26 protein-coding genes and 1 other annotated feature are annotated in these 26,057 nt (G+C 42.5%); of the genes, 17 read left to right on the forward strand and 9 right to left on the reverse strand.

What is annotated here, in order from left to right; translation table 11 throughout:
* Positions 1-4: 4 nt before the first annotated feature.
* The 3 genes from Q1B03_RS11750 to Q1B03_RS11760 all read right to left on the reverse strand — a co-directional run bounded on the left by Q1B03_RS11750 (position 5) and on the right by Q1B03_RS11760 (position 2,641).
* On the reverse strand, positions 5-1,075 hold the full coding sequence (locus Q1B03_RS11750) for an aromatic acid exporter family protein (RefSeq protein WP_299741381.1): 1,071 nt from the start codon (positions 1,073-1,075) through the stop codon (positions 5-7).
* A 117-nt stretch (positions 1,076-1,192) separates the two neighbouring features.
* The gene (locus Q1B03_RS11755) at positions 1,193-1,519 is read right to left on the reverse strand and encodes a cyclic-phosphate processing receiver domain-containing protein (protein ID WP_148995071.1); all 327 of its coding nucleotides are present in this window, start codon (positions 1,517-1,519) and stop codon (positions 1,193-1,195) included.
* A gap of 180 nt (positions 1,520-1,699) precedes the next feature.
* On the reverse strand, positions 1,700-2,641 hold the full coding sequence (locus Q1B03_RS11760) for a glycerophosphodiester phosphodiesterase (protein ID WP_299741382.1): 942 nt from the start codon (positions 2,639-2,641) through the stop codon (positions 1,700-1,702).
* Between the two features lie 286 nt (positions 2,642-2,927).
* Here Q1B03_RS11760 and Q1B03_RS11765 point away from each other — a divergent pair, with 286 nt between their 5' ends.
* Both Q1B03_RS11765 and Q1B03_RS11770 read left to right on the forward strand, forming a co-directional pair.
* The gene (locus Q1B03_RS11765; RefSeq protein ID WP_299741383.1) at positions 2,928-3,977 is read left to right on the forward strand and encodes a hypothetical protein; all 1,050 of its coding nucleotides are present in this window, start codon (positions 2,928-2,930) and stop codon (positions 3,975-3,977) included.
* Between the two features lie 184 nt (positions 3,978-4,161).
* Positions 4,162-5,472 carry an ATP-binding protein gene (locus Q1B03_RS11770; protein WP_299741384.1) on the forward strand — a complete coding sequence of 437 codons (1,311 nt, stop codon included), beginning with the start codon at positions 4,162-4,164 and terminating at the stop codon, positions 5,470-5,472.
* Between the two features lie 56 nt (positions 5,473-5,528).
* On the opposite strand, the gene Q1B03_RS11775 is transcribed toward Q1B03_RS11770, so the two are convergent.
* Positions 5,529-6,128: a YitT family protein gene (locus Q1B03_RS11775; protein WP_299741385.1), complete on the reverse strand. Its 600-nt coding sequence runs from the start codon at positions 6,126-6,128 to the stop codon at positions 5,529-5,531.
* A gap of 102 nt (positions 6,129-6,230) precedes the next feature.
* Here Q1B03_RS11775 and Q1B03_RS11780 point away from each other — a divergent pair, with 102 nt between their 5' ends.
* Positions 6,231-8,492, forward strand: coding sequence for an ATP-dependent DNA helicase (locus Q1B03_RS11780; protein ID WP_299741386.1), 2,262 nt, complete (start codon positions 6,231-6,233; stop codon positions 8,490-8,492).
* A gap of 36 nt (positions 8,493-8,528) precedes the next feature.
* On the opposite strand, the gene Q1B03_RS11785 is transcribed toward Q1B03_RS11780, so the two are convergent.
* Positions 8,529-8,966 carry a ferritin-like domain-containing protein gene (locus tag Q1B03_RS11785; protein WP_299741387.1) on the reverse strand — a complete coding sequence of 146 codons (438 nt, stop codon included), beginning with the start codon at positions 8,964-8,966 and terminating at the stop codon, positions 8,529-8,531.
* Between the two features lie 148 nt (positions 8,967-9,114).
* Here Q1B03_RS11785 and Q1B03_RS11790 point away from each other — a divergent pair, with 148 nt between their 5' ends.
* The gene (locus Q1B03_RS11790; RefSeq protein ID WP_172655736.1) at positions 9,115-9,270 is read left to right on the forward strand and encodes a hypothetical protein; all 156 of its coding nucleotides are present in this window, start codon (positions 9,115-9,117) and stop codon (positions 9,268-9,270) included.
* A gap of 61 nt (positions 9,271-9,331) precedes the next feature.
* Positions 9,332-9,577 (forward strand): YkuS family protein, encoded by a 246-nt coding sequence (locus Q1B03_RS11795; RefSeq protein ID WP_044339096.1) that lies wholly within the window; start codon positions 9,332-9,334, stop codon positions 9,575-9,577.
* Between the two features lie 239 nt (positions 9,578-9,816).
* Here the strand turns inward: Q1B03_RS11795 and Q1B03_RS11800 are convergent, their stop codons facing one another.
* The gene (locus Q1B03_RS11800) at positions 9,817-10,779 is read right to left on the reverse strand and encodes a S8 family peptidase (RefSeq protein ID WP_299741388.1); all 963 of its coding nucleotides are present in this window, start codon (positions 10,777-10,779) and stop codon (positions 9,817-9,819) included.
* Positions 10,780-11,166: 387 nt separating this feature from the next.
* On the opposite strand from Q1B03_RS11800, the gene Q1B03_RS11805 reads away from it, so the two are divergent.
* A complete protein-coding gene (locus Q1B03_RS11805; RefSeq protein ID WP_299742621.1) occupies positions 11,167-11,685 on the forward strand; it encodes a superoxide dismutase family protein in 519 nt (172 codons plus the stop codon).
* A 48-nt stretch (positions 11,686-11,733) separates the two neighbouring features.
* Here the strand turns inward: Q1B03_RS11805 and Q1B03_RS11810 are convergent, their stop codons facing one another.
* Entirely contained in the window at positions 11,734-13,077 is a 1,344-nt protein-coding gene (locus Q1B03_RS11810) for a sodium-dependent transporter (protein WP_299741389.1), read from the reverse strand.
* Positions 13,078-13,161: 84 nt separating this feature from the next.
* Positions 13,162-13,373 (reverse strand) — a binding site (T-box leader).
* Between the two features lie 247 nt (positions 13,374-13,620).
* Here Q1B03_RS11810 and Q1B03_RS11815 point away from each other — a divergent pair.
* Complete coding sequence (locus Q1B03_RS11815; RefSeq protein WP_299741390.1) at positions 13,621-14,736, forward strand: FAD-binding oxidoreductase; 1,116 nt, start codon at positions 13,621-13,623, stop codon at positions 14,734-14,736.
* Between the two features lie 103 nt (positions 14,737-14,839).
* Positions 14,840-16,396 (forward strand): ABC-F family ATP-binding cassette domain-containing protein, encoded by a 1,557-nt coding sequence (locus Q1B03_RS11820; protein WP_299741391.1) that lies wholly within the window; start codon positions 14,840-14,842, stop codon positions 16,394-16,396.
* A 52-nt stretch (positions 16,397-16,448) separates the two neighbouring features.
* On the opposite strand, the gene Q1B03_RS11825 is transcribed toward Q1B03_RS11820, so the two are convergent.
* Positions 16,449-17,132: a GntR family transcriptional regulator gene (locus Q1B03_RS11825; protein ID WP_299741392.1), complete on the reverse strand. Its 684-nt coding sequence runs from the start codon at positions 17,130-17,132 to the stop codon at positions 16,449-16,451.
* Between the two features lie 134 nt (positions 17,133-17,266).
* Positions 17,267-18,109: a YitT family protein gene (locus tag Q1B03_RS11830; RefSeq protein ID WP_299741393.1), complete on the reverse strand. Its 843-nt coding sequence runs from the start codon at positions 18,107-18,109 to the stop codon at positions 17,267-17,269.
* Positions 18,110-18,356: 247 nt separating this feature from the next.
* On the opposite strand from Q1B03_RS11830, the gene Q1B03_RS11835 reads away from it, so the two are divergent.
* The 9 genes from Q1B03_RS11835 to Q1B03_RS11875 all read left to right on the forward strand — a co-directional run bounded on the left by Q1B03_RS11835 (position 18,357) and on the right by Q1B03_RS11875 (position 26,056).
* Complete coding sequence (locus tag Q1B03_RS11835) at positions 18,357-18,812, forward strand: MarR family winged helix-turn-helix transcriptional regulator (protein ID WP_299741394.1); 456 nt, start codon at positions 18,357-18,359, stop codon at positions 18,810-18,812.
* A 13-nt stretch (positions 18,813-18,825) separates the two neighbouring features.
* A complete protein-coding gene (locus Q1B03_RS11840; RefSeq protein ID WP_299741395.1) occupies positions 18,826-20,424 on the forward strand; it encodes an MDR family MFS transporter in 1,599 nt (532 codons plus the stop codon).
* A 461-nt stretch (positions 20,425-20,885) separates the two neighbouring features.
* On the forward strand, positions 20,886-22,211 hold the full coding sequence (locus tag Q1B03_RS11845) for a phenylacetate--CoA ligase family protein (protein WP_299741396.1): 1,326 nt from the start codon (positions 20,886-20,888) through the stop codon (positions 22,209-22,211).
* A 73-nt stretch (positions 22,212-22,284) separates the two neighbouring features.
* Positions 22,285-23,253, forward strand: coding sequence for a 1,2-phenylacetyl-CoA epoxidase subunit PaaA (gene paaA / locus Q1B03_RS11850; RefSeq protein ID WP_299741397.1), 969 nt, complete (start codon positions 22,285-22,287; stop codon positions 23,251-23,253).
* A gap of 15 nt (positions 23,254-23,268) precedes the next feature.
* Complete coding sequence (paaB, locus tag Q1B03_RS11855; RefSeq protein ID WP_113968566.1) at positions 23,269-23,625, forward strand: 1,2-phenylacetyl-CoA epoxidase subunit PaaB; 357 nt, start codon at positions 23,269-23,271, stop codon at positions 23,623-23,625.
* Positions 23,622-24,440, forward strand: coding sequence for a 1,2-phenylacetyl-CoA epoxidase subunit PaaC (gene paaC, locus Q1B03_RS11860; RefSeq protein WP_299741398.1), 819 nt, complete (start codon positions 23,622-23,624; stop codon positions 24,438-24,440). Before paaB ends, paaC begins: the two co-directional genes overlap by 4 nt.
* A 13-nt stretch (positions 24,441-24,453) precedes the next feature.
* A complete protein-coding gene (gene paaD, locus Q1B03_RS11865) occupies positions 24,454-24,933 on the forward strand; it encodes a 1,2-phenylacetyl-CoA epoxidase subunit PaaD (protein ID WP_299741399.1) in 480 nt (159 codons plus the stop codon).
* Positions 24,934-24,975: 42 nt separating this feature from the next.
* The gene (locus tag Q1B03_RS11870; protein ID WP_113968569.1) at positions 24,976-25,284 is read left to right on the forward strand and encodes an EthD family reductase; all 309 of its coding nucleotides are present in this window, start codon (positions 24,976-24,978) and stop codon (positions 25,282-25,284) included.
* The gene (locus Q1B03_RS11875) at positions 25,277-26,056 is read left to right on the forward strand and encodes an enoyl-CoA hydratase/isomerase family protein (protein WP_299741400.1); all 780 of its coding nucleotides are present in this window, start codon (positions 25,277-25,279) and stop codon (positions 26,054-26,056) included. Before Q1B03_RS11870 ends, Q1B03_RS11875 begins: the two co-directional genes overlap by 8 nt.
* Position 26,057: the final 1 nt, after the last annotated feature.

A 26,057-nucleotide genomic window follows, 5' to 3' on the forward strand; every position in this document is an offset into this window, starting at 1 on the left:
GTGTCTATGGGTGTAACGTTTTCTCCAGTACAGTTTGATGCTGAGCTTCTAACACATGTATTTCACTAAGCTCCTCTATCAGGTCATGAATGGATAGTAGTTCGTATAGCATGACCGTTTCACAGGAAAAATGATGCTTCATGGACTGAAAAGGTTTCGTATGAAGCCCCTCTTGATCTTCCCAGAATTCCTCCAGGAGATCTTTCATGAGAGTGAAATGTTGTTCAGGTATGTGAAACGACGGATGATGCATGATGCTTTTTAACGATTGGGTGGCATGTAAGATGCGATCTTTCTCTTCCTCACTGAATGAATACTGAACCGGTAAGTAAATTAAGTTCCCAATATGAAAAAGGATCTGCCTTAAAAGGTTAAGTTTTTTGTACTCATAATGGAAATAACGCAATTCCTCACGACTGGAGCGGTGAAGCTTCCATTCTTCCTTTTGATATTCGCAAAGGGTGTCCGTCGATTCTATGTCTCTTAAAATATCATTGAAGATCAATTTTGTATCCCGGTGAAGAGAGTGATTCTGAAGAACTTCAGAGCCTCTTTTTTCTAATAAATTGCCCGTTTTGAAATAGAGATTATGAATCTTGGTCGTAATCGTTTTCGAGTATTTTGGTGGAAGGATCCACAAGTTCACTAATGTAGACACAATCAGCCCGATGGTGGTCGTACCCAGGCGAATGAAAAAGGTAGCTACATAATGATCGTGTATGGTGGGAATCATGGCAATCCCCGTTAATGTAGCGACCAGGATGCCTGCGCCTAAATGAAGCTTGTGGCAGGTAATGATTGTGAGCAGTGCGACCAGTGCATATGTAATGGGGCGATCCCCGAACGTGGAAGCAATGATCACCGCAAATAGCGCTCCTATAGCCGAAGCGGGAAAACGGATGAATGCTTTCTTGATAGAATTGGCGGCTGTGGGCTCGATGGTGACTATGGCTGTAATGACGGCAAAGGTCGCTGGCCAATTTAAAAACTCACACACAAGAGCCGTTAAGAAAACGGCAATACCGGTTTTGGCTATTCTGCCTCCTGCAAATTGAAATTTTTTCAAAAACTCCATAATTTAACCCTCTTTTATAAATGGCTGTCGCCTTCATTATAAAGTAAGAAAAACCCAATTGAAATGAATGGACAAAAAAAGAACTGTTCCCGGAACAGTTCTTTTTTATATGATAACTCATCTTAGAGGTAAAGGTCTTAACATAATCTTGATTGATTTAGGCATCTTGTGTTCACTCTGAGCCTCTTTTAAATACTTGAACATTTGTTTGCCTGCAACAGAGTTGGCGGAATGAATCGTGATGCGTTCTGCAAATAGCTGCTTTTCTACCATATAGTGTACGAGCATTAATCCATTACGGGTCTTGCTTTCTAAGTCATGATCCAATGAAAGATGAGCGATAGAAAAATTCAGAAGCAGGTCAATACATTCATCGATGTCTTTCGCGAGAATGTACCCTTGAGGACAGTGGCGATAATCGTCTAAAAATACATTTACTGTCATATTAATTCTTCTTTCGTCATTTGACTTAATTTAAGCCTAACAGAGTTTGACTTTTTTCTATATAGGTAAATAGTATGATTATTACAAATATAATTGTAATTATTTTGTTGATTTATGGGGGTTAATCTTTATGCGCTTTCTGAATGATAGAGGGAAATGACTATTTTTTACAGGGGATTTTCACCTCCTATTTAGTACTTCCATTAATAAATCAGGGCGATCTGTGATTATACCGTCTGCTCCCCTTATTACGAGCATTTCCATGGTTTCTTTGTCATTAATCGTCCAATAATGAATGTGAATGCCTTTACGATGGGCTCCCTCGATCAATGTGGGCCGGGTTAAGTCAATATTCCTTTCTTGAAGGGGAAGCTGGAAGGCATCGACAGTGGGGTTGTAAAGGTTTCTCAGAAAAAAAGTATGAAGGAGGACGAATTTTTTCGCTTCTTGTTTCCCTCCTTGAGTGGCCACTCTACCTTTTGAGTATGATTCAAATAGATTAATAATGTTCTGATCGAATGAAGCGATGAGAACATTTTCTTCCATATCATATTCCTGGATGAGCTTCAATAATTTCTGTACGATTTCCTCCATCCTTTTATCAGGATTGTCGTCTTTAATTTCAATGTTAACCCTCATGTTTGGGAACCGTTGAAACACTTCCTCAAGAGTAGGAACGTATACATTCTTTCCGCGGAATGAGTATTCACCATTCAGATCTTGAAAGGTGTAAGCAGCATCAAGTCGCTGAAGCTCCTTCAGCGTGTAATCTTTAACAAATCCACTGCCGTCCGTTGTGGCATCAACGGTTGGATCATGAATCGTTACCAAATGGCCGTCTTTCGTAATATGTATATCCGTTTCGATGACGTCCACTCCTAAATCAACGGCAGTCTGAAATGCTTCGATTGTGTTACCGGGTGCAAGAAGTTTTCCGCCTTGGTGAGCGATGACAAGGGGCTCCCCATTTTCTTTTTGCAGGAATGGTGGTGGATTCACTTTATTAACGGGGAGCCAGTAGACGAAAGTAGAAAATATCATAAGGAAAGCAGCGACCATCGTTATGACGATTTGACGCTGTTTTTTAGAAGGTTTTAAGACTTCGGGATTCGTATTTTTCATAAACTGTCATCCTTTTTTCGGGAAGATTCTTATTTTCTATTATAAGTACGACCTGGTTTATTTAGGACAATAAATTAGGGTAATTTGTTCGAGCGTCCTGTAGCGGAAATAAACGACTGCTTTTTCTGTGAAAATAGCTGCAATGTGTACGAAAGCAGCCTTCTAAAAGAGCCTTATGAAATCTCGTTTACCTTTAAGAGTAAAAAAATTACGTTTAAATGTTAAATAACTATTGCTTTTAGAAGTAAAATAGATTACTCTTTAAAGTAAGGAGGGGATATTTACCATGAAAGAGAATTTAAGGTTGAATGTATCGTTGCTTCGGCGCCGTGTACCCAATTTAACGTCAGCTGCCAAAACGGTAGGGCTAAGGGCTGCGACGGTATCGAACTTGTGTACCGGAAAAATTTCTGTAGGTCGCGCCGAGGTGAAAACGATGGTAACGTTAGCGAATTTAGCCAACTGCACGCTGGACGAATTAATTATTCAAGGAGGGAAATTAAGTATGATTGAAACGGGGATTAAACCACTTGATTTGTTTGCTCCCATTGTTCAAGGTGGTACGAATGGATTTGTGGCCAGATCACAAGTTGGTCAATTTGTTGTACTGGCAGAATTAACGAAAGTACTGAAAGACAAAGGCTACCAATCGATTTTATTGACATCAAGTAAATCGTTTCCCGGGTTGAGTGATCTTGAAGGATTCGGCGATTCGAAATGCCACACGATAGACGATGTCTTTGCAGAAGTAGCCCTTGTTGAGGACAAAGAGAGCATCCTTCTATATATTGATCGTTCTTTTATCGTGTCAGGGGACTTATATGAATTAAGAGAACGATTCGAAGCAGAGAACTACCCTGAAATCACCACGATTTTGTTTGACCCAAGTGGAGAAGCGGTCGATGAAGATGATCCGTTCGGTCCACTCGACACCTTATGTTACTTCGACATTGACCTTGCTACCAGGGGCATTTATCCAGCCATACATCCCGTACAATCTACATCGATATTAATAGAAGACGATGCCCTGGACGCAAGCCACACGGCTATTCACAAGAAAGCAAAGAAACTACTAAGGCGTTACAAAGAAATACGCGTCCTCATGAATACGATTGGTAAAGATAAAATACCTGAAGCAGATCTCGAACTTTTTCATATAGGAGAGCGATTGGAAGCCTACTTGAGTCAGCCATTCTACGTAGCAGAAGAATTCACCAAGACAAAAGGCCAAACCGTCCATATCCAAGACACCATCCAAGACATCCAAAAAATACTCCAAGGCAACTACAACCACATCAAACCAACTGACCTAACTTACAAAGGGAAACTGAACTGAGGGACGGACCTCCAGATCCCATTCGTGTAAATGAAAATCGCATAGGGGCGGGCCTCGACAGAAATGTCTTAGGTCCGTCCCTTTGCCATTACTTTTTTCTTAATTTTGTGTAGGAGGAAAGAGGATTTCCGAGAAATTTGTCGTATGTGTAAAGTAATGACTTTATTTAGTGGGAGACAATTCGATGATTATCGAGAAATTATTATTACATGTGTTGATTATATTGGCTCCCGTTCTTATTCAAACCTCACTCCTTGAAAATCATAGGCTAGGGAAATCTCCTGTTTTTATCGGCGTATTACACGGGATCGCCGCGTTTATGTGCTTGATCTTTGCTTATGAAAGCTTCGGGTTGTATTGGGATTTCCGTTACATTCCACTGGTCCTTTCGATGTTATATGGAGGGAGAAAAGCCGGGGTCATTGTACTCATCTTTATTTTAACCGCTCGGGTGATTAACGGCGGAGACGCCATCGTTTTCGGTTTTATCAGTGCGTTTTTAGCAGGAACCCTGCCTTTTCTTATTTCAAACCGCTTCTGGACGTTTCCTCCAAAGAAACGGGTGACTTTTGCCGTGTTACTTGGATTCTGGCCTGCCCTGGTGATGTTAGGGATTCTTCTTTCCTTCGCTCTCATTTCGGGTGTTCCTGTTTCAGGTAATAAAGAAATGGGCATCTATGTTCTTATATTCGGTGGGATTCAGGTGTTAGGGGTTGGAGTTGCAGCACAGCTCAATGAGTGGATGATCGAGAAACGATTGCTGCGGGAAGAAATTTTGAAATCTGAAAAGCTCAACACATTGGGAGAGCTGGCTGCTTCGATTGCTCATGAAGTTCGGAACCCTCTAACCGTCGTCAAGGGGTTTCTTCAATTAATGAAGAAACAGGCGACAGGGGATCATGATGAGTATTTGAAGATTGTATTAAGTGAGTTAGGAAGGGCGGAAGAGATCATCAATGATTACTTGAATTTTGCCAAGCCGGAATTCGAAAAGTTAGAGAAAGTAAATGTGAAAGATGTTCTCTCAGATGTTACGGTTCTCCTAAACGCATATGCCCTGAAAGATGGTGTATACCTTGATGCTGCCCTGAAAGAGGATGGTTTTCTATTAACGGATCGGAATAAATTAAAGCAGGCTTTCGTCAACATCATTAAGAATGCCATTGAGGCCACTCCCCCTCAAGGAAACGTAGCCGTAAATTTAGAAGTCACCCATACCCAAGCAGTCATTACGGTAGAAGACACAGGAAAAGGGATGACAAAAGAACAAATCGCCAGACTTGGAACACTATTCTTTACAACAAAAGACCACGGTACTGGCTTAGGAACCTCAGTGTCCCTGAGGATTATTGAAGCCATGGGTGGCCATATTCATTATTCTAGCATTGTTAATAAGGGAACGGTCGTTACAATCAATCTTCCTTTGAACAGAGACAAGGTTGCAAAATTTGATTCGCATCTTGCAAACACGCATATGAACAATCAAAACGCTTAGGAAATCATCTAAGTGTTTTTTTGATTTAATTAAGAAATAAGGGAAAATAAAATCTTTCATCTCCATTTCCCGTACATACGTTCCATGATAGGATAGAAGATATGAATGATAAAACCTAATGTACAGGCGACAATCACTGTTCCAATGCCAACAGCGCCATGAAACACCATGGCAAGCGTAATGGCAATTGCTTCGTTTAATAAACGTGAATTGCGTAAATTCAAACCGAACCTGCGATGAATGGCCACCATGAAGGTATCCATCGGACTTGAAGGAAGCTTGGCTTGAAGGTAAATGGAGATTCCGATACCCAATAGCAAAATGCCAGTCAGTACGAGAGACAACTGTTGAATAAACCCTACCGGTTCAAGTGTTTTAAGGCCAACCGAAATCCAATAATCAACCATCATTCCAATCACAAAGATCGAGAGCGCAGCTAACCATTGAATGGGTTCTTTTAATAACAATGCGTTTATACAGATGAGAATACATCCATTGATGAAGATGCATGTCCCGATCGAAAGGTGGAACAAGGTAGACTCCCCTACGGCAAGTGCATCCCACGGAGCCGCTCCCAAATCTCCTTTAATAATCAGGGACACACCTAATGATAGCGATAGTAATCCTATACAGTAAAAGATGAATCTTGCCTTCATTCCAGAATCCTCCGTTCCAAAAAAAGCTTGTCTAATATATATGTTCACTGAAAAAAAGTTAGAATGATAATTTATGTGAGAAAGCCCGAGGTGAAACGTCACATGATGAAAAGCGTCAAGATCTCAATCAGGGAATTAGTTGAGTTTGTGTATAAAGAAGGGAGCATAGATGTCAGGTTTCAAGCCCGCTCCTCCATGACCATCGGAACAAAGCTACATCAAAAACTGCAAAAAGAATACAAAGAAGGTGATGAGAAAGAAGTCTTTCTGAAGGGAGAAAGAGTGGCTGAGGATATTCTCTATCAACTTGAAGGCCGGTGTGATGGAATCCACTATAAAAATAAAGAAGTCATTGTCGAAGAAATTAAGTCAACGGCAAGAACCCTGTCCCAGATTGAAGAAGGATCCCGTGTCCACTGGGCACAAGGAGAATGCTACGCTTACTTATTGGCGAAAGAAAAGCAGCTCACCCATATTAGCGTACAGCTCACGTATATAGAGGTTGAATCGGAAAAAACGAAGTCATTCATCCGCACGTACACCCTTGAAGAGCTGGAGCATATCGTTGACGAGACCCTGGCTGCCTATAGTCCATTTGCTTCCATGTTACTGACAAACCAGGATAGTCGATTAAAGAGCATTGCAGACCTAAGCTTTCCGTATCCTGTGTATCGAAAAGGCCAGAAAAAGCTCGCTGGTGCTGTCTATAAAACGGTCGCTGAATCCAAATCCCTGTATGCGAATGCACCGACGGGGACAGGAAAAACCATTTCAACCTTATTCCCGACCATTAAAGCAATGAGCGGGAAATGGTTTTATGTCACGGCAAAAACGATTACCCGTACGGTGGCAGAAGAAGCGCTACTCCTATTAGAAAGGGAAGGTTTGTCACAGCGTACCGTTACGATTACGGCAAAAGACAAAATCTGCTTTAAAGAAGAAACGATTTGTCAGAAAGAGTATTGTGAATTTGCCAATGGCTATTATGATCGAATTAATGGGGCGCTCATTGATATATTGACCTGTGAAACCACCATCACACGTCCAATTGTTGAATCGTATGCCAGGAAGCACAAGGTGTGCCCATTCGAATATTCAATCGACCTTTCCTATTTGGCAGACGGTGTCATCTGTGATTATAACTACATTTTCGACCCTAAAGTTTCTTTAAAAAGAATAAGCGAAGAAAGTAAGAAAAAGACCACTCTTCTCATTGATGAAGCACATAATCTTGTTGGCCGGGGACGGGAAATGTATTCAGCAACCCTGAAAAAATCCGCTTTTTTAGAAATTAAAAGAATGTATCCTGAGCAAGTTGCGTTAAAGCAGAGCTTGACAACGGTCAACAAACAATTTCTCCGTTTGAAAAATGAACAAGAAGGAGACATGCGGATTGAACTGGATGCACAATTAGTCGATGCGGTGGAAAGTTTTGTTGAGGCATCAGAAAAATGCTTGGGAGAAGCAGATGGAGATTGGTCTGAAGGCTTTCTTCAGTTATACTTTGATGCGTTAAGCTTTGTGAGGATTGCCAACCTCTTTTCTGACGAGCACCGCTTTGTGATTACTAAAAGCTCTAATGAAATAGAGGTGAAGCTCTTTTGCATAGACCCTTCAAAGCTTATTAAACATATAACCAAGTCTTTTCACTCATCGATCTTTTTCTCAGCTACCCTTCACCCTTTTTCATATTATTTTCAGCAATTAGGTGGAAGTGAAGACGATTATCGGTTTCTGATTCCTTCCCCATTTGAAAGAGAACAATGGCAGGTGGGGATCCATCCGATTTCAACTCGATTTAAGGATAGAGATCGTACCCTTTCCTCGATTACACGTTCCATTACAGAAGCGTTCAATGAGAAAAAAGGAAACTATCTAGTCTTTTTTTCATCTTACGCCTATATGCAGGAAGCCTTCGAGGAAATGAATCAGGATGCAATGAATGCAGATTTCATCATTCAGGAGCCTAATATGAAAGAAGTGGACAGAGAGGAATTTCTAAATGAGTATCGAAGCGGCAGAGACCGCCCGGTTATTGGATTTGCCGTATTGGGAGGGATTTTCTCAGAGGGTATCGATCTGAGAGGAGATCGATTAAAGGGTGTAATTGTTGTAGGAGTAGGTCTGCCTCAGCCAAGCAGGGATCATGAAATCATTAAGGACTATTTTAATGAACGGGGGTTGAATGGATTCGACTATGCCTATGTATACCCGGGGTTAAATAAAGTATTTCAATCCGGAGGGAGACTCATCCGTTCAGAGGTGGATACGGGAGTCCTCAGATTGATTGACGACCGCTATCTGTCACAGAAATATCAGTCATTACTGCTTGAAGAATGGAAGGATTATCAAATCATCACATGAAAAAAGACCGCTCATATAGCGGCCTTTTTTCGTATATCAGTTAAAAGAAGGATCTTTTAGTAAGCGATCGAATTCTTCAAGATGATGGGTTTCATCTGCAATCATATCGTCAAGCTTGATGCTGAGCTCGACGAGACCCAATTCTTCTGCTTGTTCTTTACGCTTCTTATAACGCTCGATTGTATCAGCCTCGGCTTTACGGCCTTCCTCTAACATTTCCTTCACATTATCTGTTTGCTTAACAGAAGCCGGAGTTGTTGTAGGATCTCCGCCTAATGTTTTAATTTTTTCAGCTAAGTATAAAGCATGTCCCTGCTCATCAGGAATTTCCTCTTCGAAGAACGGTTTTAGTATTTGACGATATAAACCGCTCACAACAGCAGCGTAGTTTGTATAAAGAATAACTGCAGCATACTCATTAGCTAAATCTTCATTTAGTCCATCAATTAACTCTTTTAATTTTGCTTCATCCATTAAAATACCACCCTTTTGTGTGTTGTTATATAGGCTATTTACCCAGACAAGAGAAAAAATAAACATTCAGAAATGAATCGAATGCTCCTCAAATATTTTGCCTGGAAATGGGGATTCTAATTCTATAAAAGTCAGAGGAGGGATGAGAATGTCTAAACAAGGAAAGAAGAGTATGGACCAAACATCTGAACAGTTGGCTAAGCAAAAAGCCAAGAATGACGTGGAATTCGGATCTGATATCCAGGTAGGGAATTCAAAAAGTCAAAGTCAGAAAAAAAGTGGCAAACAAGTAAATAAAAAATAAATGACGAATATCTTTTTCCCTGAAAGAAAAACCTATATGTAGAACCAGGAGGTGTAAAGGCATGACAAGAAGAATTGGTGTTGAACAATCCCTGCAGAACGTTGTACAAGCCTTACGTGAAAAGGGGCATGACGTTGTTGAACTTAAGCAGGAATCAGATGCAAATGGCTGTGACTGCTGCGTAGTGACAGGAATGGATTCCAATGTAATGGGTATTCAAAACGTGGCTACCCAAGGATCTGTTATTGAAGCAAGCGGATTAAGTGCTGATGAAGTGTGTCAGCAAGTTGAGAGCAGACTACAATAGTAGAAAAGCTGTGTAGTACAATAAGAACAGTCAGTAATGGCTGTTCTTTTTCAGTATAGTAATAAGAAGAGTGAGTGCACGATTTTTGGCTCATTCGAGTGAAACGTACGTTTCACTCGCCTTTGAGCAAAGCTGAAAGGTCGCCTGAATGAAAAGAACCCCCAGCATAAATGCATTTATGCTGGGGGTTCTTTTCATTCAGGCAGAAATGAGCCAAAAATCAACCAGTCTAAAGTCCATCACCCAATCTGAGCTAACGGCTGATTTCTTAAATGCTCTCTCAGTAAGTCAGGTGCTGTTAAAAACAATAGACCATTTCCTTCCAATGTTTTTGGGAATCCGAGTGGAACGGTGCGTTTAATGAGTTGTGCATACACTTCGGTTTCTGAAAGTTTACGGTCAAAAGATATTTGCTCCAATTCTTTGATGAGGGCTAATGCGCCGGACACGTGTGGAGCCGACATGGAGGTACCGCTGAGCTTAGCATACTTTTCACCAGGAATGGTAGACAAAATTTGTTCACCAGGTGCCACTAAGTCAACTTCATTATTAGAATTCGTAAAGTAAGAAGATTTTCTTTGAAGGTCGATGGCTCCTACAGAAATCACTTCATTGTAACAAGCAGGAAAAGAAAACTCATCGGTACTGCTATTTGAGTCACCTTCGTTACCTGCTGCACAAACAACTGATATATTTGCATCCACCGCTTTTTGGATCGCTTCGTGCAGAGGCTTGTGGTCAGTGGGGCCTCCCAATGACATGGAGATGATGTCCACCTTTTGTTCGATTGCATACAGAATGCCGTTCACGATCCAATCGTATTTTCCACTTCCACGGCTGCCTGCAAGTACTTTAATGACCAATAAATCGGCCAGTGGCGCAACACCGATAACCCCATTACCATTTTCACTTGCAGCAATCGTACCCGCCACATGGGTACCGTGTCCGCTATAATCGGTAACGTTATCTTCAGCACCGTTATCATCGTCGGTGAAATTGCGGAATCCCTTCACTTTCCCTGCCAGATCAGGATGGTTCATATCGCAGCCTGTATCCAGGACAGCGATTGTCGTTCCTTTTCCTTTGTACCCATTCTTCCACATACTAGGAGCTTGGATTAAATCAACGCCTTTAGGAATTTCATTTGCATCAACAATCATTTCGTCCATGAAATATGGAATTAACCTAATTTCACCTTGCATATCAATCCCTCCTAAAATGGTACTGCGTAGTAAAAATCTGAAGTTTCTGAAAATATAACATTTTTTGGACAAAATGAAAAGGGATAATAGTAGTAGGAAAATAAAACCAATCATATTTTTCTCTCTTTAAGCATACGGGTGGGGATTTTTTTAGTTTTTAAAGGTAGGATCCAATAGAAGAATGGGTGAGGACTTACGGGTTAGCCGTCAATGTATCAATCCCATTAGCCGAAATTTAAACAAACGTTTGATTAAGAGGATGAACCATTGCGTAGACAAGGTTTTTAGAGGTTAAACAAACGTTTGGTTAAAAAGAGAAGTTCTGGTATTTTCATCATGTCATCCACACTTTCAACATAAAATGTCTTGAAGGAAGGTGAACCAATGATGAATTATTATCAGTATGGCTATCCTGGCTATTCATATTATCGAAACGCACCTGACATGGCCTTCGCTCAAATACAGGGAGGTCCATTAGCACCAGGATTGCAAGGGTATATTTTTTTTCGGGAAGTGCAAAATGGGGTGGAAGTATATGCAGAGATAACAGGTTTACCATCATATAGGGAAGGAAAAGGTGATCAAAATCCGATCGGGCCTCATGGATTTCACTTACATGAAAAGGGAGTCTGTGAAATAGGGGACCCAAAGGAACCCTTTTCTTCTGCCGGGGGACATTGGAATCCGACGAACCAGCCTCATGGTAATCATGCGGGTGATTTTCCTGTACTGTTCTCAAATGACGGATACGCTAAAATGTCCTTTTTTACAAATAAATTCAAAGTGAAAGACGTCATAGGCAAAGGGGTCATCATCCATCAAAGCCCGGATGACTACAGATCCCAGCCCTCGGGAGATGCGGGGAAACGGCTCGCATGCGGAGTCATTATGGGGTATGGGGTCTAACGAAAAAGGGTTGACCTTATTGACAGGTCAACCCTTTTTTATCATTTATTAGAATAGGCCCAATACATCAAGCATGACAATAACGATTAGCAACGGAGCCACAAAACGTATCAGGAAGAACCAGGCTTCGAATAATCCCCGCTTCAATCCACTTCCTTGCTTCAACTCTTCGTAAAGTGCTGTTTTCTTCATTTTCATAGGTACGAACAGTGCAATAAGCAGTGATCCAATCGGAAGCAGCACATTGCTGACAGCGAAATCAGCCAAGTCAAAAATGGTCTTATCGAATAGCGTGATATTCCCAAGAATCCCAAACGATAATGCCGACGGAATACCGAAAACAAAGATGGCAAGTCCGATGATCCAAGACCATTTCTTGCGCTTCTCAGGTTCTCCTTTTGAAATGACCGAAACAATGATTTCGAGCATGGAGAATGCAGATGTTAACGCTGCGAACAAGAACAGAACAAGGAACGCAATAAAGAAGAACATCCCAAAAGGAATTTGACTGAAAACGGTTGGTAAAACATTAAACAGTAGTACAGGGCCAGCCCCAGGTTCTAAATCAAAGGCAAAGACCGCAGGGAAAATGGCCAATCCTGCTAACAGTACAATGAAAATATTCATAGCCACAATGGAAATGGCTGATCTGGGCAGACTCTGTGTTTTCGGCAGATAAGAACTGTATGTCACCATCACCGATACACCTACACTTAGTGTGAAGAACGATTGTCCCATCGCTTCCAAAATCGTTTGTGATGTCACTTTTGAAAAATCTGGTTGCAGCAGGAATGTGATTCCATCCACCGCATTATCAAGGGTTACAGCACGAACGACCAAGAGAATAAATAAAATAAATAATGCCGGCATCATGATTTTACTGGCCAGCTCAATACCTTTTTGAACCCCTTTAGCAACCACGAAGATGGTCATCAAGATGAAAAGGAATTGAACGAATACACTTGTTACAGGATTTGAGATCGTCGCACCAAATACTTCTGCGTATTGGTCAGAGGAAAGATTGTTCAATTGACCCGTAATGGCTTTAAATAAATAAACAACAATCCATCCCCCGATCACGCTGTAGAAGGAAAGTAAGATAAAGGATGTAACCATTCCAAGAATCCCGACCCAGTGCCAGTGCGTACCAGGAGCGATTTTTCGATACGAATCAACGGCATTGCTTCCGGCTGTCCGTCCGATTGAGAATTCTGCCAATAGTAATGGAAGTCCGAGTAATAAAGTAAATAGAATGAAGATCAGGAAGAATGCTCCACCTCCATTTTGACCAGCGATATAAGGGAATTTCCAAATTGCCCCCAATCCAATCGCAGACCCTGCTGCCGCTAATATAAAGCCAATCTTTGATGACCATTGTTCGCGTTGACTCATTCTCATTCTCCTTTCTGTTTTCTGTATTATTGACGTGTGGGGGGAGCCGATGCCAAACAAAATAAAAAAATCGCCCCTACATATCGTAGGGACGATTTGGATATCGCGGTACCACCCTAGTTATGAGAAAACAATTCTCATCACTCTTCACACATAACGGCCTTAACCGTCTTTTGATCTCGTCAAAAGAAGCTCCGGAATCGAAATTCACCAATCATCTTTGTACCGGTTCACACCAACCACCGGCTCTCTTTAACAGGGAAATGTATGCTACTTGTTTCCATCAAAGCTTATTCAATATTAGGTTATACAATTTTTATCATGAATCAAAACAACTTGTCAATCTATTTCGGAAAAAGTAGTGAGAATTGTCTGGAATTGTTGGTGGTTTTTGGTGTTGTCATGATGTATGTGTACCGCGGGATAGATGCTTTGAATTGTACCTGGTACAACTAAATCCACTCGCTGAAACCCGCACCTCCATTGAGTTCACCCTCCTTCTCAAGTAAAATAAAGAAAAAACGTAATGAAAAGGTGTTTTAAATGAAATCATATATTGTTGTGGGTGCGGGAATACTTGGTGCTTCTACGGCGTATCATCTTGCTAAGGCAGGGGCAGAGGTCACAGTGGTAGATCGTCAGGACCCTGGACAAGCAACGGATGCAGCGGCGGGGATTGTTTGTCCATGGCTGTCGCAGCGTCGGAATAAAGTGTGGTATCGACTGGCCAAAGGTGGGGCGAAGTATTATCCGAGCATCATTCAACAGCTGGAAGCTGACGGAGAATCAGAAACAGGGTATAAGCGAGTAGGAGCGATCAGTCTGCATACAGATGAAAATAAGCTTCGAAAAATGGTTGAGAGAGCGGAAAAGCGCAGGGAAGATGCACCTGAAATCGGTGAACTCACTATTCTTACGGCTGAGGAAACACGTCAACGTTTCCCGCTTTTATCTGAAGAGTATCAAGCTGTTCATGTAAGTGGGGCTGCACGAGTTGATGGAAGAGCGATGCGGCAGGCGCTTATTAATGGAGCCAAAAAGAACGGGGCGATATTCCGGCAAGGGGATGCCAAGCTTCTGAAAGAACAAAACAGGATCACAGGTGTCACGATAGGCGAACAAAAGCTTGCAGCAGATGAAGTGATTGTCACAGCAGGTGTTTGGGCGAAGGAACTTTTTGAACCGGTGGGAATAAACTTCTTGGTATCTTCGCAAAAAGCGCAAATTCTTCATTTACAGGTAAAGGGTGAAGAAACGAATGGGTGGCCTGTTGTCATGCCACCGAATGACCAATACCTTCTCGCGTTTCCTGAGGGAAGAGTTGTCGCAGGTGCGACCCATGAAAATGATGTCGGCCTCGACCGCCGGGTGACAGCAGGTGGTTTACATGAAGTTCTTCACAAAGCGATGGAAGTAGCACCCGGCATCCATGACAGTACAGTGATGGAAACAAGGGTGGGGTTTCGCCCGTTCACTCCAGGTTTTCTCCCCGTTTTCGGAACGATGCCTGGACTTCCTGGGGTGCTGGTAGCGAATGGACTTGGGGCATCCGGACTGACGGTCGGCCCATATCTTGGTTCTGAGCTTGCGAAGCTTGCACTCGGTGAACCTACAGAACTGGATCCTTCCGACTACGATGTAGCGGGTGCGATGGAGTAAAGGAAGAAAAAAGCATCAGCTCATTTCCCTCTATCTTCTAAGCAAAATGACCCTTATAATAGAGAGAGCGAAGTTTAGTATATAAAGAAAAGGTGTTTACTATATGAGTTTATTAACAGTCAAAAATTTAACTCACGGGTTCGGTGACCGTGCGATTTTTAATGACGTTTCTTTCCGTTTGTTAAAGGGTGAGCATATCGGCTTGATCGGTGCCAATGGAGAAGGAAAGTCTACATTTATGAATATCATTACAGGTAAGCTTGAGCCCGATGAAGGAAAAGTGGAGTGGGCGAAGCGGATCCGTATCGGTTATCTGGATCAACATGCACAGTTGAAGCAGGGCATGACAATCCGGGATGTGTTGAAGACAGCCTTTCAATACCTGTTTGATATGGAAACAGAAATGAATGAGCTCTTTGCCAAAATGGGGGAAGCATCTCCGGAAGAGCTGGAAGAATTGCTCGAGGAAACAGGGACACTACAGGATGCCCTGACAAATAATGATTTTTATATCATAGACGCAAAAGTAGAGGAAATTGGCCGTGGCCTTGGATTAGATGATATAGGGTTGGATAAGGATGTCCACGATTTAAGTGGAGGGCAACGAACGAAAGTCTTACTGGCCAAGCTTCTACTGGAAAAACCGGATATTCTTTTACTCGATGAGCCTACTAACTACCTTGACGAGCAGCATATCAATTGGTTGAGACGCTATCTGCAGGAATATGAAAATGCGTTTATCCTGATCTCACATGATATTCCATTCTTAAATAGTGTCATTAATCTTATTTATCATATGGAAAATCAAGAATTGAATCGTTACGCGGGAGATTATCATGAATTCAAACGGGTTCATGAAATGAAGAAGCAGCAACTCGAATCTGCATTCAAGAGACAACAGCAGGAAATTTCAGAGCTGAAGGATTTCGTTGCCCGCAATAAAGCGCGTGTGTCGACCCGTAACATGGCGATGTCACGTCAGAAGAAGCTGGATAAGATGGATATGATTGAACTGGCTGCCGAAAAGCCGAAGCCAGAGTTTCATTTCAAACAAGCGAGAACCGCTGGCAGGGTCATTTTTGAAACGAAAGACCTTGTAATTGGATATGATGAACCATTGTCGAAGCCACTCAATCTCAAGATGGAGCGCGGTCAGAAGATTGCCCTATCTGGAGCGAACGGGATCGGGAAGACGACTCTTCTACGCAGTATTTTAGGAGAAATCAAACCAATATCAGGCTCAGTGGAATTGGGAGACTATCTTCATATTGGTTATTTTGAGCAGGAAATCAAGACAAAGAATAATAATACGTGCATCGAAGAGGTGTGGAATGAGTTCCCATCCCTAAATCAAGCAGAAGTGCGTGCCGCCCTTGCAAAATGCGGACTGACGACAAAGCATATCGAAAGCAAGGTAGAAGTACTGAGCGGGGGAGAAAAAGCAAAGGTACGACTATGTAAATTGATGAACAAAGAATCGAATGTCCTGGTGTTTGACGAGCCGACCAACCACTTAGACGTAGAGGCAAAAGAAGAATTGAAACGTGCCCTTAAAGAATATAAAGGTACCGTCCTTTTAATCAGTCACGAACCTGAATTCTATCAGGATGTGGCGACGGAAGTATGGAACTGTGAAAACTGGACGACGAAATTATTCTAAATGAAAAAGCGGATTCACAAGCATTTAAAGCTTGAGAATCCGCCTTTTTATGTTAGTCCTCCAAAACATCTTCCAATGATGAATATCCATTATCCTCTAAACGTAAGTCATCAAAACTATGCTTCATATGAAGGTCGATTAATTCCAGCAGGGTTTGTTGATCGCGGTTTTCGATGGCTTTGACCATTTCTTCGTGTTCTCTGAAACGTACGTTTTCGCCGGGTTCCACATGATAAAATACATCAAATAAGAATAGATAGACGTTGGACTGAGTAAGCATTTCATCCATGTAGCGCATCAGGAATTTATTCCCGCTGACTTCGGCCAGGAATAGATGAAACTGCTTATTGAGTTCTACATATTTTAACAGGTCCTTTTGTCTATAGGTTTCCTGTTCATCCTTAAGAAAGGTGTAGAGCCTCGGCATGTCGGTTTTTTTAACTTTAGGCAGACCATACTTAACGGTAAGGTATTCAAGTTCCTTCCTTAACTCGAAGAAAGAGATGATCTCTTCTCTTGTGGGATGGACGACAAAAGCTCCCCGGTTTGGGATGATCTGAACCAGTCCTTCTAATTCAAGTCTTTTCAACGCATGTCGAATGGGGGTTCTGCTTACAGCCATCTTCATAGAGATGACTTGTTCGACAAGCTGGGTTCCCGGGGCGATCTTTCTGGCCAGTAAGGCATCCTTCAGTTGCCCATATACTCTAAACTCTGCGGTTTGTCTCTTCTTCACGTTCATCATCCATTCAATCTAATATTTCATAGTACCTATCATATACGAAAAAGAGGATGATCCATAATCACGTGTCTTCAAAATCGGTTGAGATTTGAGAAAACACCTGACTGAATCATCCACTTAAAAACCTCTTAAGCGAAGGATTTAAAATTCTGTCCCCATATTTCATTCATGCTGTGTACGGTAATAAATGCTTTTTCATCGGTTGATTGAATATATGATTTTAATTTCGAGAAGTCTTTGCGATCAAGAATGGTCGTGATGACTTCTTTTTGATCATCTGAAAATGCGCCTTTAGCTGAATGCAGCGTTGCTCCTTTTTCCAGGTCTCCGACAATAAATTGCTTAATTTCCTCACTATGCTCGCTGATGATCACTACTTCTTTGTTTTCATTGAAAAACTGAAGAGTTCTGTCAATCATCATTCCCTTCAATAGCAATCCAAAGAATGCATACAAACCAATCTGAAGTCCGAATAAGTAGGCAGACGAAATGACGATCAGAATATCAGATGCGAGGACTGCGCGTCCCAGCTCAAGACCTGTGAACTTGTGAATGATCTTGGCAAGAACCCCCGTTCCACCGGCGGAAGCTTCTTGATTAAAGATCATTGCGACTCCAATGGCCCCAATGAGCGTACCAATCACAATTTGAATGAGAACATCATGACCAATGGGATTATGGAGGGGATGATACACCTCTAAAGCCCATACCATGCCACTTAGTGAGAGGCTTGCGAAGACCGATTTCAGACCGAAGCTGGGGCCGATCAGAAGTAAGCCGAGAATAAATAGAATCATATCGAGTGCAAACATAATCACTCCAACAGGTAAATCCATGAATTGTGATAGAACGATGCCTGCACCACTGGTCCCACCTGTGCCGATCCTATTTGGTGATAAGAAAAAATGTATATTCAGCGCAATCAAAAAAGCGCCCAAAGTTATATTTAGTAAGGATTGAACTTGTTTCATCTTGGAGCAAGCTCCTTTCAGTAACGGTAGTTTTAAAAACAATCAACCCGATTATAAAGAGTGGAAACTGGGATGTAAATGGAAAAATCCAATGTAAGCATTTACTTATAAAAGTTTTTATTATGGATTTTTTCTGACTTTTTTTAAGCAGAATACATGGAGAAAAAAGGATTGACTTTTTTACGTAACCTAATTAATATTTAAACAGGTTAAATATTAATGACATGAAAAGAGATGGAGGGGTAAAGTGGACTTAGAACATATTAAACATTCCTATATAGATCGTTTATTTACAGCTTTTCAAATTTCGAATCGTCATATTCAACAAGATCTGGCTTCCTCATTAAAAGAAATGAACTTAACAGGTCCCCAGTTTTATATTCTTTATCTCCTTTCCACATCGGAAGGAACAAAATCAACGGAACTTGCGGATAAGCTCGATGTAAAACCCAGTGCGATCACGGTGATGATCGACCGTTTACTTAAAAACAATTTTGTTATCCGGGAAAGAGATGAGAAGGATCGCAGAATTGTGAAGCTGGAACTAACCTCTGAAGGACATGAGGTTTTCGAGAAAGGAAAAGCTAAAAGGAAAGAAATTTTTTCAAAGTATCTCGCTTATCTTGATGAAGAAGATGTAAATCAACTGGTAACGATTTACGAGAAGCTCGCTGCAGCTGTTGAGAACAATACAGAAGAATAAGGAGAGAACACATATGTCAGTACAACCAGGGATTAATAAACGCTTAGTGCTAACCGGTTTAATTATCGGGATGTTCTTTAGTGCACTTGAACAAACCGTAGTTGGGACAGCAATGCCAACTATTATCGCTGAGCTAAACGGTTTTTCTATTTTTGCGTGGGTAACCACGGCTTATTTAATTACTTCCACCACTGTTACACCAATCGTGGGGAAACTATCGGATTTATATGGTAGACGTTTATTGTATTTGATTGGGGTCATCATTTTCATTATCGGATCGGGCTTGTGTGCAACGGCCACTTCCATGGAGCAGCTCGTTCTATATCGCGGTCTTCAAGGGATTGGCGGAGGAATGATCATGCCCCTGTCCCAAACGATTATTGGGGATATCTTCACAGCTGAACAGCGTGCAAAGTGGCAGGGGGTATTTGGAGCATTATTCGGATTAAGCTCCGTGATCGGTCCATTTATTGGCGGTTTCATTGTGGACACCATCAGCTGGCACTGGATTTTCTTGATAAACGTACCATTTGGTTTATTATCGGCACTCCTATTGTTCATCGGTTTGAAGTATGAAAATGTAGGACGCCCGACAGATAAGGTAAGCATTGATTACTTGGGGATCATCACCCTGATTCCGGCGTTAGTGCTATTACTGATAGGGTTGAATTTCGGAGGAGACAAATTCGAGTGGACGTCAGGAACTAGCTTTCTGATTTTTGGTGGTGCCATCGTGTTACTGCTTCTGTTTGGTTTCATCGAAAACAAAGCAAAAGAACCAATCCTGGATCTAAGCCTGTTTAAGAATAGAGTGTTTGCGACGACGAATGCGTTAGGTTTCCTTCTTGGTCTGGGAATGTTCGGAGCGATTATGTTTGTACCGATGTTCATGCAGGGTATTCTCGGAGTTACACCAACCCAGGCAGGTTCTACGATGACTCCAATGATGATCGCGATGATTATGGCAAGTATCATCGGAGGCAGATTATTGCTGAAACTGAAATACCGCACCGTCCTTACGGCAGGTATGCTCACTACTGTAGTCGGCTTTTTCTTGATGAGTACGATGGGTCCGGATTCTAAAGAATATACAGCATACTTTTTTATGGTGGTCATGGGATTTGGAATGGGTCTGGTGATGCCAACACTTATGATTGCTGTTCAAAATGAATTTCCTAAGTCCCGATTGGGGGCTGTCACATCATCGGCCACCTTCTTCCGCTCGATCGGTGGAACGATTGGGATTACAGTATTGAACGCCGTTATGAATCAGTCACTTCAAGAGAATATGAAGGAAGTGACGGCACAGCAGGATAATCCAGCTGCAAGTCAAATCCTTGCAGGGTTAAGTGAGAAAACAGATGCCCTGTTCGGCCTGCTTGTCACACCTGGTTTACTGGAAGTTCCGAAAGAGATTGGCAGCATCGTGATTGCTTCCATTGAAACAGCATGGTCTGATGCCTTCACAACTGTATTCTTGACAGGTTTAATCTTTATCGCGATTGGCGTGGGAGTGGCCCTGTCAGTCGGAAATGGAAGAATCAAACGAGATAAAGAGTTGCAGGAAGAAGCGATCAAAGAGGAGACAACGCTTAAACCGGCCACTGAATAATAAGAAAAGCCTGCTTTGGAGTGATTTCAAAGCAGGCTTTTTGTTGGTTTTTCCGGCCTCGGTTGGCATAAGTAAGAATCCTATGCGAGAAAATCGTTATTTTATAGAAAATGACATAATCTTTTTACTCACTTATCAAATAAAAGCTATATTTTACTTGGTTCATAGAAACCTCCGATAGGATAACGGCGAAATTTTCATTTTAACGGCGATATTCCAAATATAACGGCGAAACGGATTCTCACGCCCCTCTATGCCTCGCACCAGAAAGATACCTTTCCCCAAGATCTCTTCTCACTCAGCAGCCTATGAATGCGTTTTGATGAAATTTTCTGAAAATATATTGACAATTTCCAACAGACACGTTATCTTTTGAGTAGATAAATATAACACATAATTACATAAACGAATTAATAACGTTATATAAATATATTTTTATATAGTGACAGGAGGCCGATACGTTGATTTTGCATGAGATTGAAACTGCCAGTCGATCGCAAATGGAACGCCTTCAACTGGAGAGATTACAACATATTGCTGCTTATGTGTATGAACGAGTCCCTTTTTATCGTGAGCAATTTGACAGGAGAGGTCTGAAGCCACAGGATATAACGTCTTTGTCAAACCTAAAAATGTTACCGCTTACAAAAAAGAATGATTTACGGGAGCATTACCCTTTTGGCCTGTTCGCGGTCAAGCGTAAAGAAATGGTAAGGGTCCATGCTTCTTCCGGAACAAGTGGCAAGCCAACGGTTGTAGGGTATACCCAGAACGATATCAACATGTGGGGGGGAATTGTGGCCCGGGCCATTGCCATGGCAGGTGGAAAACCGGGGGACGTCCTGCATAATGCATACGGATATGGACTGTTTACAGGAGGTTTGGGACTTCATTATGGAAGTGAGAAGCTTGGGATGATCACGGTGCCGGTATCAGGCGGAAACATGTCCAGACAAATTACATTATTGGAAGATTTTCAGCCCACGGTCATATGCGGCACGCCATCTTACGTTCTCAATTTAGCAGAATCAATGGAGGCACAGGGGAAGGATCCGGCTTCACTATCCTTGCGATATGGAATATTCGGGGCCGAGCCTTGGTCTAATGCGATGAGAGAAACATTGGAGAGAAAGATGGATATTAAAGCGTGCGACATTTATGGCTTAAGCGAAGTCATTGGACCAGGGGTTGCGATGGAATGTCACCAAGTCCAGGATGGTCTCCATATTGCAGAGGATCATTTTCTCGTGGAAGTCATTCATCCTGATACATTAGAGCCTCTCCCAGAAGGGGAAATCGGTGAGCTTGTGTTTACAAGTTTAACAAAAGAAGCCTTTCCAATCATCCGCTATAGAACCGGAGATATCGCTTCGATTCAGAACGGAACATGCTTATGTGGGCGAACAACGGTAAAGATGTCCAGAGTGAAAGGAAGAGTGGATGACATGCTCATCATCAGAGGTGTGAACGTGTTTCCATCTGAAATGGAACACTTCCTGCTTCAAATAAATGAGCTTGCACCACATTATCAGGTTCACTTAAAGAAGAAAGGGGCACTCGATTTAGTGGAGCTGCAGGTTGAAGTCACAGATGAATGCTTTCAAGGAGTGTCTAACGATTTAAATCATGAACACTTGAATCAATTGGAAGCAAAAGTGAAAAGCCTCATGAAAGATCGTTGCTATGTTTCCATGGATGTGAAAATCAGGGGACCGAAAGAAATCCCCCGTTCAGAAGGGAAAGCCATCCGGATTGTGGATCTTAGAGGAGAAGCCATGTATCAATAAATTTTTTTGAGAAAAAAAGTTATCACACAATAAAGTTCCCGCGTAGTAACTGTGTGATAAAGGAGGAGATACAATGAGTGACGTATTATCAAATCAACAACTGACAGACGAAGAGCGTATGGCTCATTTTATGAGAAAGATTGAAAATGACGAAAAGATCGAAGCGGATGATTGGATGCCGGATGAATATCGAAATGCACTGATCAAGCTGATTTCCATGCATGGGATCAGTGAAATCATGGGGGCACTTCCCGAGAAGGAATGGGTACCGAAAGCACCTACACTAAGAAGGAAGCTTGGAATCATGGCGAAGGTTCAGGACGAGATGGGCCATGGACAGCTTTTGCTTCGTGTAGCAGAAGATTTAATGAAGCCTTACGGGAAAACACGTGAGCACATTATGAGAGATTTGTTTTCAGGAGATTTAAAGTTTCATAACGTCTTTCACATGGAGGCACCTACCTGGGGAGACGCTGGATTGATCGGCTGGCTTGTGGACGGGGCAGCGATCATCACACAGACGAATATGCTCCATGCTTCATACGGTCCATATGCCCGTGCGCTAAAGCGGATTTGTGCGGAAGAAGTGTTCCACGCACAGCATGGTGAAGCCATCATCATGGCCCTGGCAGAAGGAACTCCCGAGCAAAGGGCATTAGTTCAGGATGCAGTGGACCGCTGGTGGGAATCGCTTCTTATGTTCTTTGGACCGGGTGATGCGAAAACGACAGGTTCCTCTAAACAGGACATCACTATTAAATACAACATCCGGACGAAAACAAATGAACAGCTGAGACAGGACTTTTTCACGAAATATGTTCCAAGGATGCTGTCGTTAGGACTGACACTTCCCGATGAGACAATGTATTTCGATGAAGAGCAGGATTTATGGATCTATAAGCAGCCCGACTGGGACCGCTTCAAGGAAATCATTCGGAACAAAGGTCCGAAATCAAAGGATCGCCTTCGTTTAAGAGAACTATCCTACGACAATAATGCGTGGGTTCGGGAAGCATTAAGCCCTAGTGACCAAGTAAGCTAGAAAGGAATGAGTTGGATGTCTGACAAGGGGCAGAACTTTTATCAGGAATTTGAAGTGTTTAGTAAGAGGACGGACGGTGCGCAGATGCAGCATCAATTCAGTCTGTTGGCACCCAACCATGAGCTTGCCATGGTGATGGCTCAAGAGAATTTCATGAGAAGAGAGCCGGTCTCGGATATATGGGTTGTGAAGCGGTCGGACGTCCGGATGATGACACCCGAGGAAAGAGAGAGTGTCGGTCGTCTTGATAATAAAGATTACCGAAACGCCAAAGGCTACGGTTATCTGAAGAAGAAGTGGAGACAGTACGAACAGGAAATGCTGGATGAGAAAGAAATCATGTCATGGGGAGAGTTGGTGAAGAAGAAATGAAAGTGAAAAGTCCAAATGACCTTCCGAACGCAGATTATAAAGAAGCGCTTCTGAGCCTGCTCTATCAACTGGCCGACGATGATTTCATCCTTGCTTACCGCGGTTCTGAATGGCTGGGACTCGCTCCTCATATTGAAGAGGATGTCGCGTTTTCCTCCATTAATCAAGACACGATGGGGCATGCCACCATGTTCTATCAGCTCCTTGAAGAATTAGGGGAAGGGGATCAGGACCATCTGGCACATGGAAGGAAGGCGTCAGAACGCAGAAATGCCATCTTACTGGAAGAAGTGAATGGTCCCGGAAACTACTTACAAGAACCCCGTTACGACTGGGCCTTTGCTGTTGTAAGACATTATTTCTACAGCGTCGCCAAAAAGGTGCGAATTGACTCGTTAAAGAACTCCTCCTATGAACCACTTGCCGAAATGGCGATCAAAATCAACACAGAATTATATTATCACCTGCTGCACTGGAAAACCTGGTTCATTCAATTAATGAATGCCGGCGGGGAAGCAAGGGAGCGAATGAATAAGGCGATTGAACGAGTATTAAATGAATTCCAGGGAGTTCTGACCCTGGGGCCAATGGGGAAAGAAATGTCCCTTATGGCTCTGATCGAAGGAGAAGAAAGCTTAACGAAACGATGGGAGCTGGCCCTTCAACCTGTCTTCCAATCTACTCAACTATCCTTTCCTCCGAATGTAAACATGAAAAAAGGGAATGGTCGCTTAGGTGAACACACCCCTGAACTGGATACGGCACTTTCTACATTAAGCGAAGTCTATAACACAAATCCCGCAGCAAGCTGGTAAAGGATGAAGGAATATGACTGCAACCGTTTTAGAAGTTCTTCAAACAGTGAAAGATCCTGAAATTGATTCCATCAGCATTGTAGATCTTGGAATGGTCAATCGCATACATCACCAGGAAGATGCCCTGATGATTGAACTCCTGCCAACCTTTGTAGGCTGCCCTGCATTGGAAATAATTAAAGGGAATGTGGAGAAGGCGTGTCGGGATCAGCTTGGAATTCAATCCGTGCAGGTTCAGTTCGTTTATTCTCCTCCCTGGACATCAGACAGGTTAACCGAAAATGGCCGGGAGAGACTGAAGGAATTCGGCATCGCACCTCCGCCTGAACAATTCAATGGGGAAGAATATTGGGAGATTCATTGTCCATATTGCGATTCCCCCTATACCTCCATGGAGAATCTGTTCGGTCCCACCGCCTGCAGAAGCATTCTATACTGCAAGCAATGCCGCAACCCGTTCGAAGCCATGAAACCAATATCGACAATGATGTGAAGTATCTATAAAACTACTGAAAATCAAAGGAGAGATTCCACTATGGTAAAACTAATCGCATTGTATAAGCACCCTGAAAACAAAGAGAAGTTCGATGAACATTACTTCAATACCCACGCTCCGATCACAGCAAAAATTCCTGGCCTTAAAAAGATGGATGTAACGAAAATCGTCGGTTCACCTATGGGCGGAGAAGGCAAATACTACTTAATGTGCGAAATGTATTATGACAATCATGAAGCGATGAAAGCAGCCATGAAATCCGATGAAGGCAAAGCTTCCGGGAAGGACCTTATGGGCTTCGCCGCAGAGTTAGTCACTCTTATGATCGGTGAAGAAGTGAATGAGTAAAGAGTACGAATATATCGTAGTGAGCGAGAGGGACGGACTTGGTTTTATTGAATTGAATAGACCTAAAGTTCTTAACGCCATCAATCGTCCTATGGTATCGGAGTTAGTCAATGCTTTCGAGGCATTCGACCGGAACGACAGTGTAAAAGCAATTGTTTTATCTGGTAGGGGCAGAGCCTTCGCTGCAGGAGCAGACATTGATGAAATGGCGGAAGACGGTGCCATAGATTTAGAGCTCTTGAATCAATTCACGGAATGGGACCGCCTTGCCTGGATCAAGAAACCGATCATCGGGGCGGTCCAGGGGTTTGCGTTAGGGGGCGGGTTTGAGTTAGCTCTTTGCTGCGACATTCTATTCGCTTCTGAGGATGCAAGCTTCGGATTCCCTGAAGTGAATCTTGGAGTCATGCCTGGAGCGGGCGGAACCCAGAGGCTCACCAAGCTGATAGGTAAATCAAGGGCGATGGAATGGTTGTTGTCGGGAGACATGTTTACAGCAACTCAAGCCCTTGAGTGGGGAGTCATCAACCGCGCGATTCCGAAAGAATTATTAATAGAAGAAACAGAGAAATTTGCGAAGAAATTAGCTGCCAAGCCACCGCTTTCCTTGAGATTGATCAAAGAATCTGTTCATAAAGCCGTTGATTCTTCGATTTATGAAGGGATGCAATATGAGCGGAAGAACTTCTATCTTCTTTTTGCCTCTGAAGATCAGAAAGAAGGCATGAAGGCTTTTGTGGAAAAACGCAGACCGGAATTCAAAGGAAAATAAG

Origin of the sequence: uncultured Rossellomorea sp. (assembly GCF_947488365.1) — a bacterium.
In the GTDB taxonomy this organism is placed as follows: Bacteria; Bacillota; Bacilli; order Bacillales; family Bacillaceae_B; genus Rossellomorea.

Bases quoted from the DNA above. Each gene is read 5' to 3' on its own strand.
- Q1B03_RS11750 (WP_299741381.1), bottom strand. From the start codon at position 1,075: ATGGAGTTTTTGAAAAAATTTCAATTTGCAGGAGGCAGAATAGCCAAA.
- Q1B03_RS11755 (WP_148995071.1), bottom strand. From the start codon at position 1,519: ATGACAGTAAATGTATTTTTAGACGATTATCGCCACTGTCCTCAAGGG.
- Q1B03_RS11760 (WP_299741382.1), bottom strand. From the start codon at position 2,641: ATGAAAAATACGAATCCCGAAGTCTTAAAACCTTCTAAAAAACAGCGT.
- Q1B03_RS11765 (WP_299741383.1), top strand. From the start codon at position 2,928: ATGAAAGAGAATTTAAGGTTGAATGTATCGTTGCTTCGGCGCCGTGTA.
- Q1B03_RS11770 (WP_299741384.1), top strand. From the start codon at position 4,162: ATGATTATCGAGAAATTATTATTACATGTGTTGATTATATTGGCTCCC.
- Q1B03_RS11775 (WP_299741385.1), bottom strand. From the start codon at position 6,128: ATGAAGGCAAGATTCATCTTTTACTGTATAGGATTACTATCGCTATCA.
- Q1B03_RS11780 (WP_299741386.1), top strand. From the start codon at position 6,231: ATGATGAAAAGCGTCAAGATCTCAATCAGGGAATTAGTTGAGTTTGTG.
- Q1B03_RS11785 (WP_299741387.1), bottom strand. From the start codon at position 8,966: ATGGATGAAGCAAAATTAAAAGAGTTAATTGATGGACTAAATGAAGAT.
- Q1B03_RS11790 (WP_172655736.1), top strand. From the start codon at position 9,115: ATGTCTAAACAAGGAAAGAAGAGTATGGACCAAACATCTGAACAGTTG.
- Q1B03_RS11795 (WP_044339096.1), top strand. From the start codon at position 9,332: ATGACAAGAAGAATTGGTGTTGAACAATCCCTGCAGAACGTTGTACAA.
- Q1B03_RS11800 (WP_299741388.1), bottom strand. From the start codon at position 10,779: ATGCAAGGTGAAATTAGGTTAATTCCATATTTCATGGACGAAATGATT.
- Q1B03_RS11805 (WP_299742621.1), top strand. From the start codon at position 11,167: ATGAATTATTATCAGTATGGCTATCCTGGCTATTCATATTATCGAAAC.
- Q1B03_RS11810 (WP_299741389.1), bottom strand. From the start codon at position 13,077: ATGAGTCAACGCGAACAATGGTCATCAAAGATTGGCTTTATATTAGCG.
- Q1B03_RS11815 (WP_299741390.1), top strand. From the start codon at position 13,621: ATGAAATCATATATTGTTGTGGGTGCGGGAATACTTGGTGCTTCTACG.
- Q1B03_RS11820 (WP_299741391.1), top strand. From the start codon at position 14,840: ATGAGTTTATTAACAGTCAAAAATTTAACTCACGGGTTCGGTGACCGT.
- Q1B03_RS11830 (WP_299741393.1), bottom strand. From the start codon at position 18,109: ATGAAACAAGTTCAATCCTTACTAAATATAACTTTGGGCGCTTTTTTG.
- Q1B03_RS11840 (WP_299741395.1), top strand. From the start codon at position 18,826: ATGTCAGTACAACCAGGGATTAATAAACGCTTAGTGCTAACCGGTTTA.
- paaA (WP_299741397.1), top strand. From the start codon at position 22,285: ATGAGTGACGTATTATCAAATCAACAACTGACAGACGAAGAGCGTATG.
- paaB (WP_113968566.1), top strand. From the start codon at position 23,269: ATGTCTGACAAGGGGCAGAACTTTTATCAGGAATTTGAAGTGTTTAGT.
- paaC (WP_299741398.1), top strand. From the start codon at position 23,622: ATGAAAGTGAAAAGTCCAAATGACCTTCCGAACGCAGATTATAAAGAA.
- paaD (WP_299741399.1), top strand. From the start codon at position 24,454: ATGACTGCAACCGTTTTAGAAGTTCTTCAAACAGTGAAAGATCCTGAA.
- Q1B03_RS11870 (WP_113968569.1), top strand. From the start codon at position 24,976: ATGGTAAAACTAATCGCATTGTATAAGCACCCTGAAAACAAAGAGAAG.
- Q1B03_RS11875 (WP_299741400.1), top strand. From the start codon at position 25,277: ATGAGTAAAGAGTACGAATATATCGTAGTGAGCGAGAGGGACGGACTT.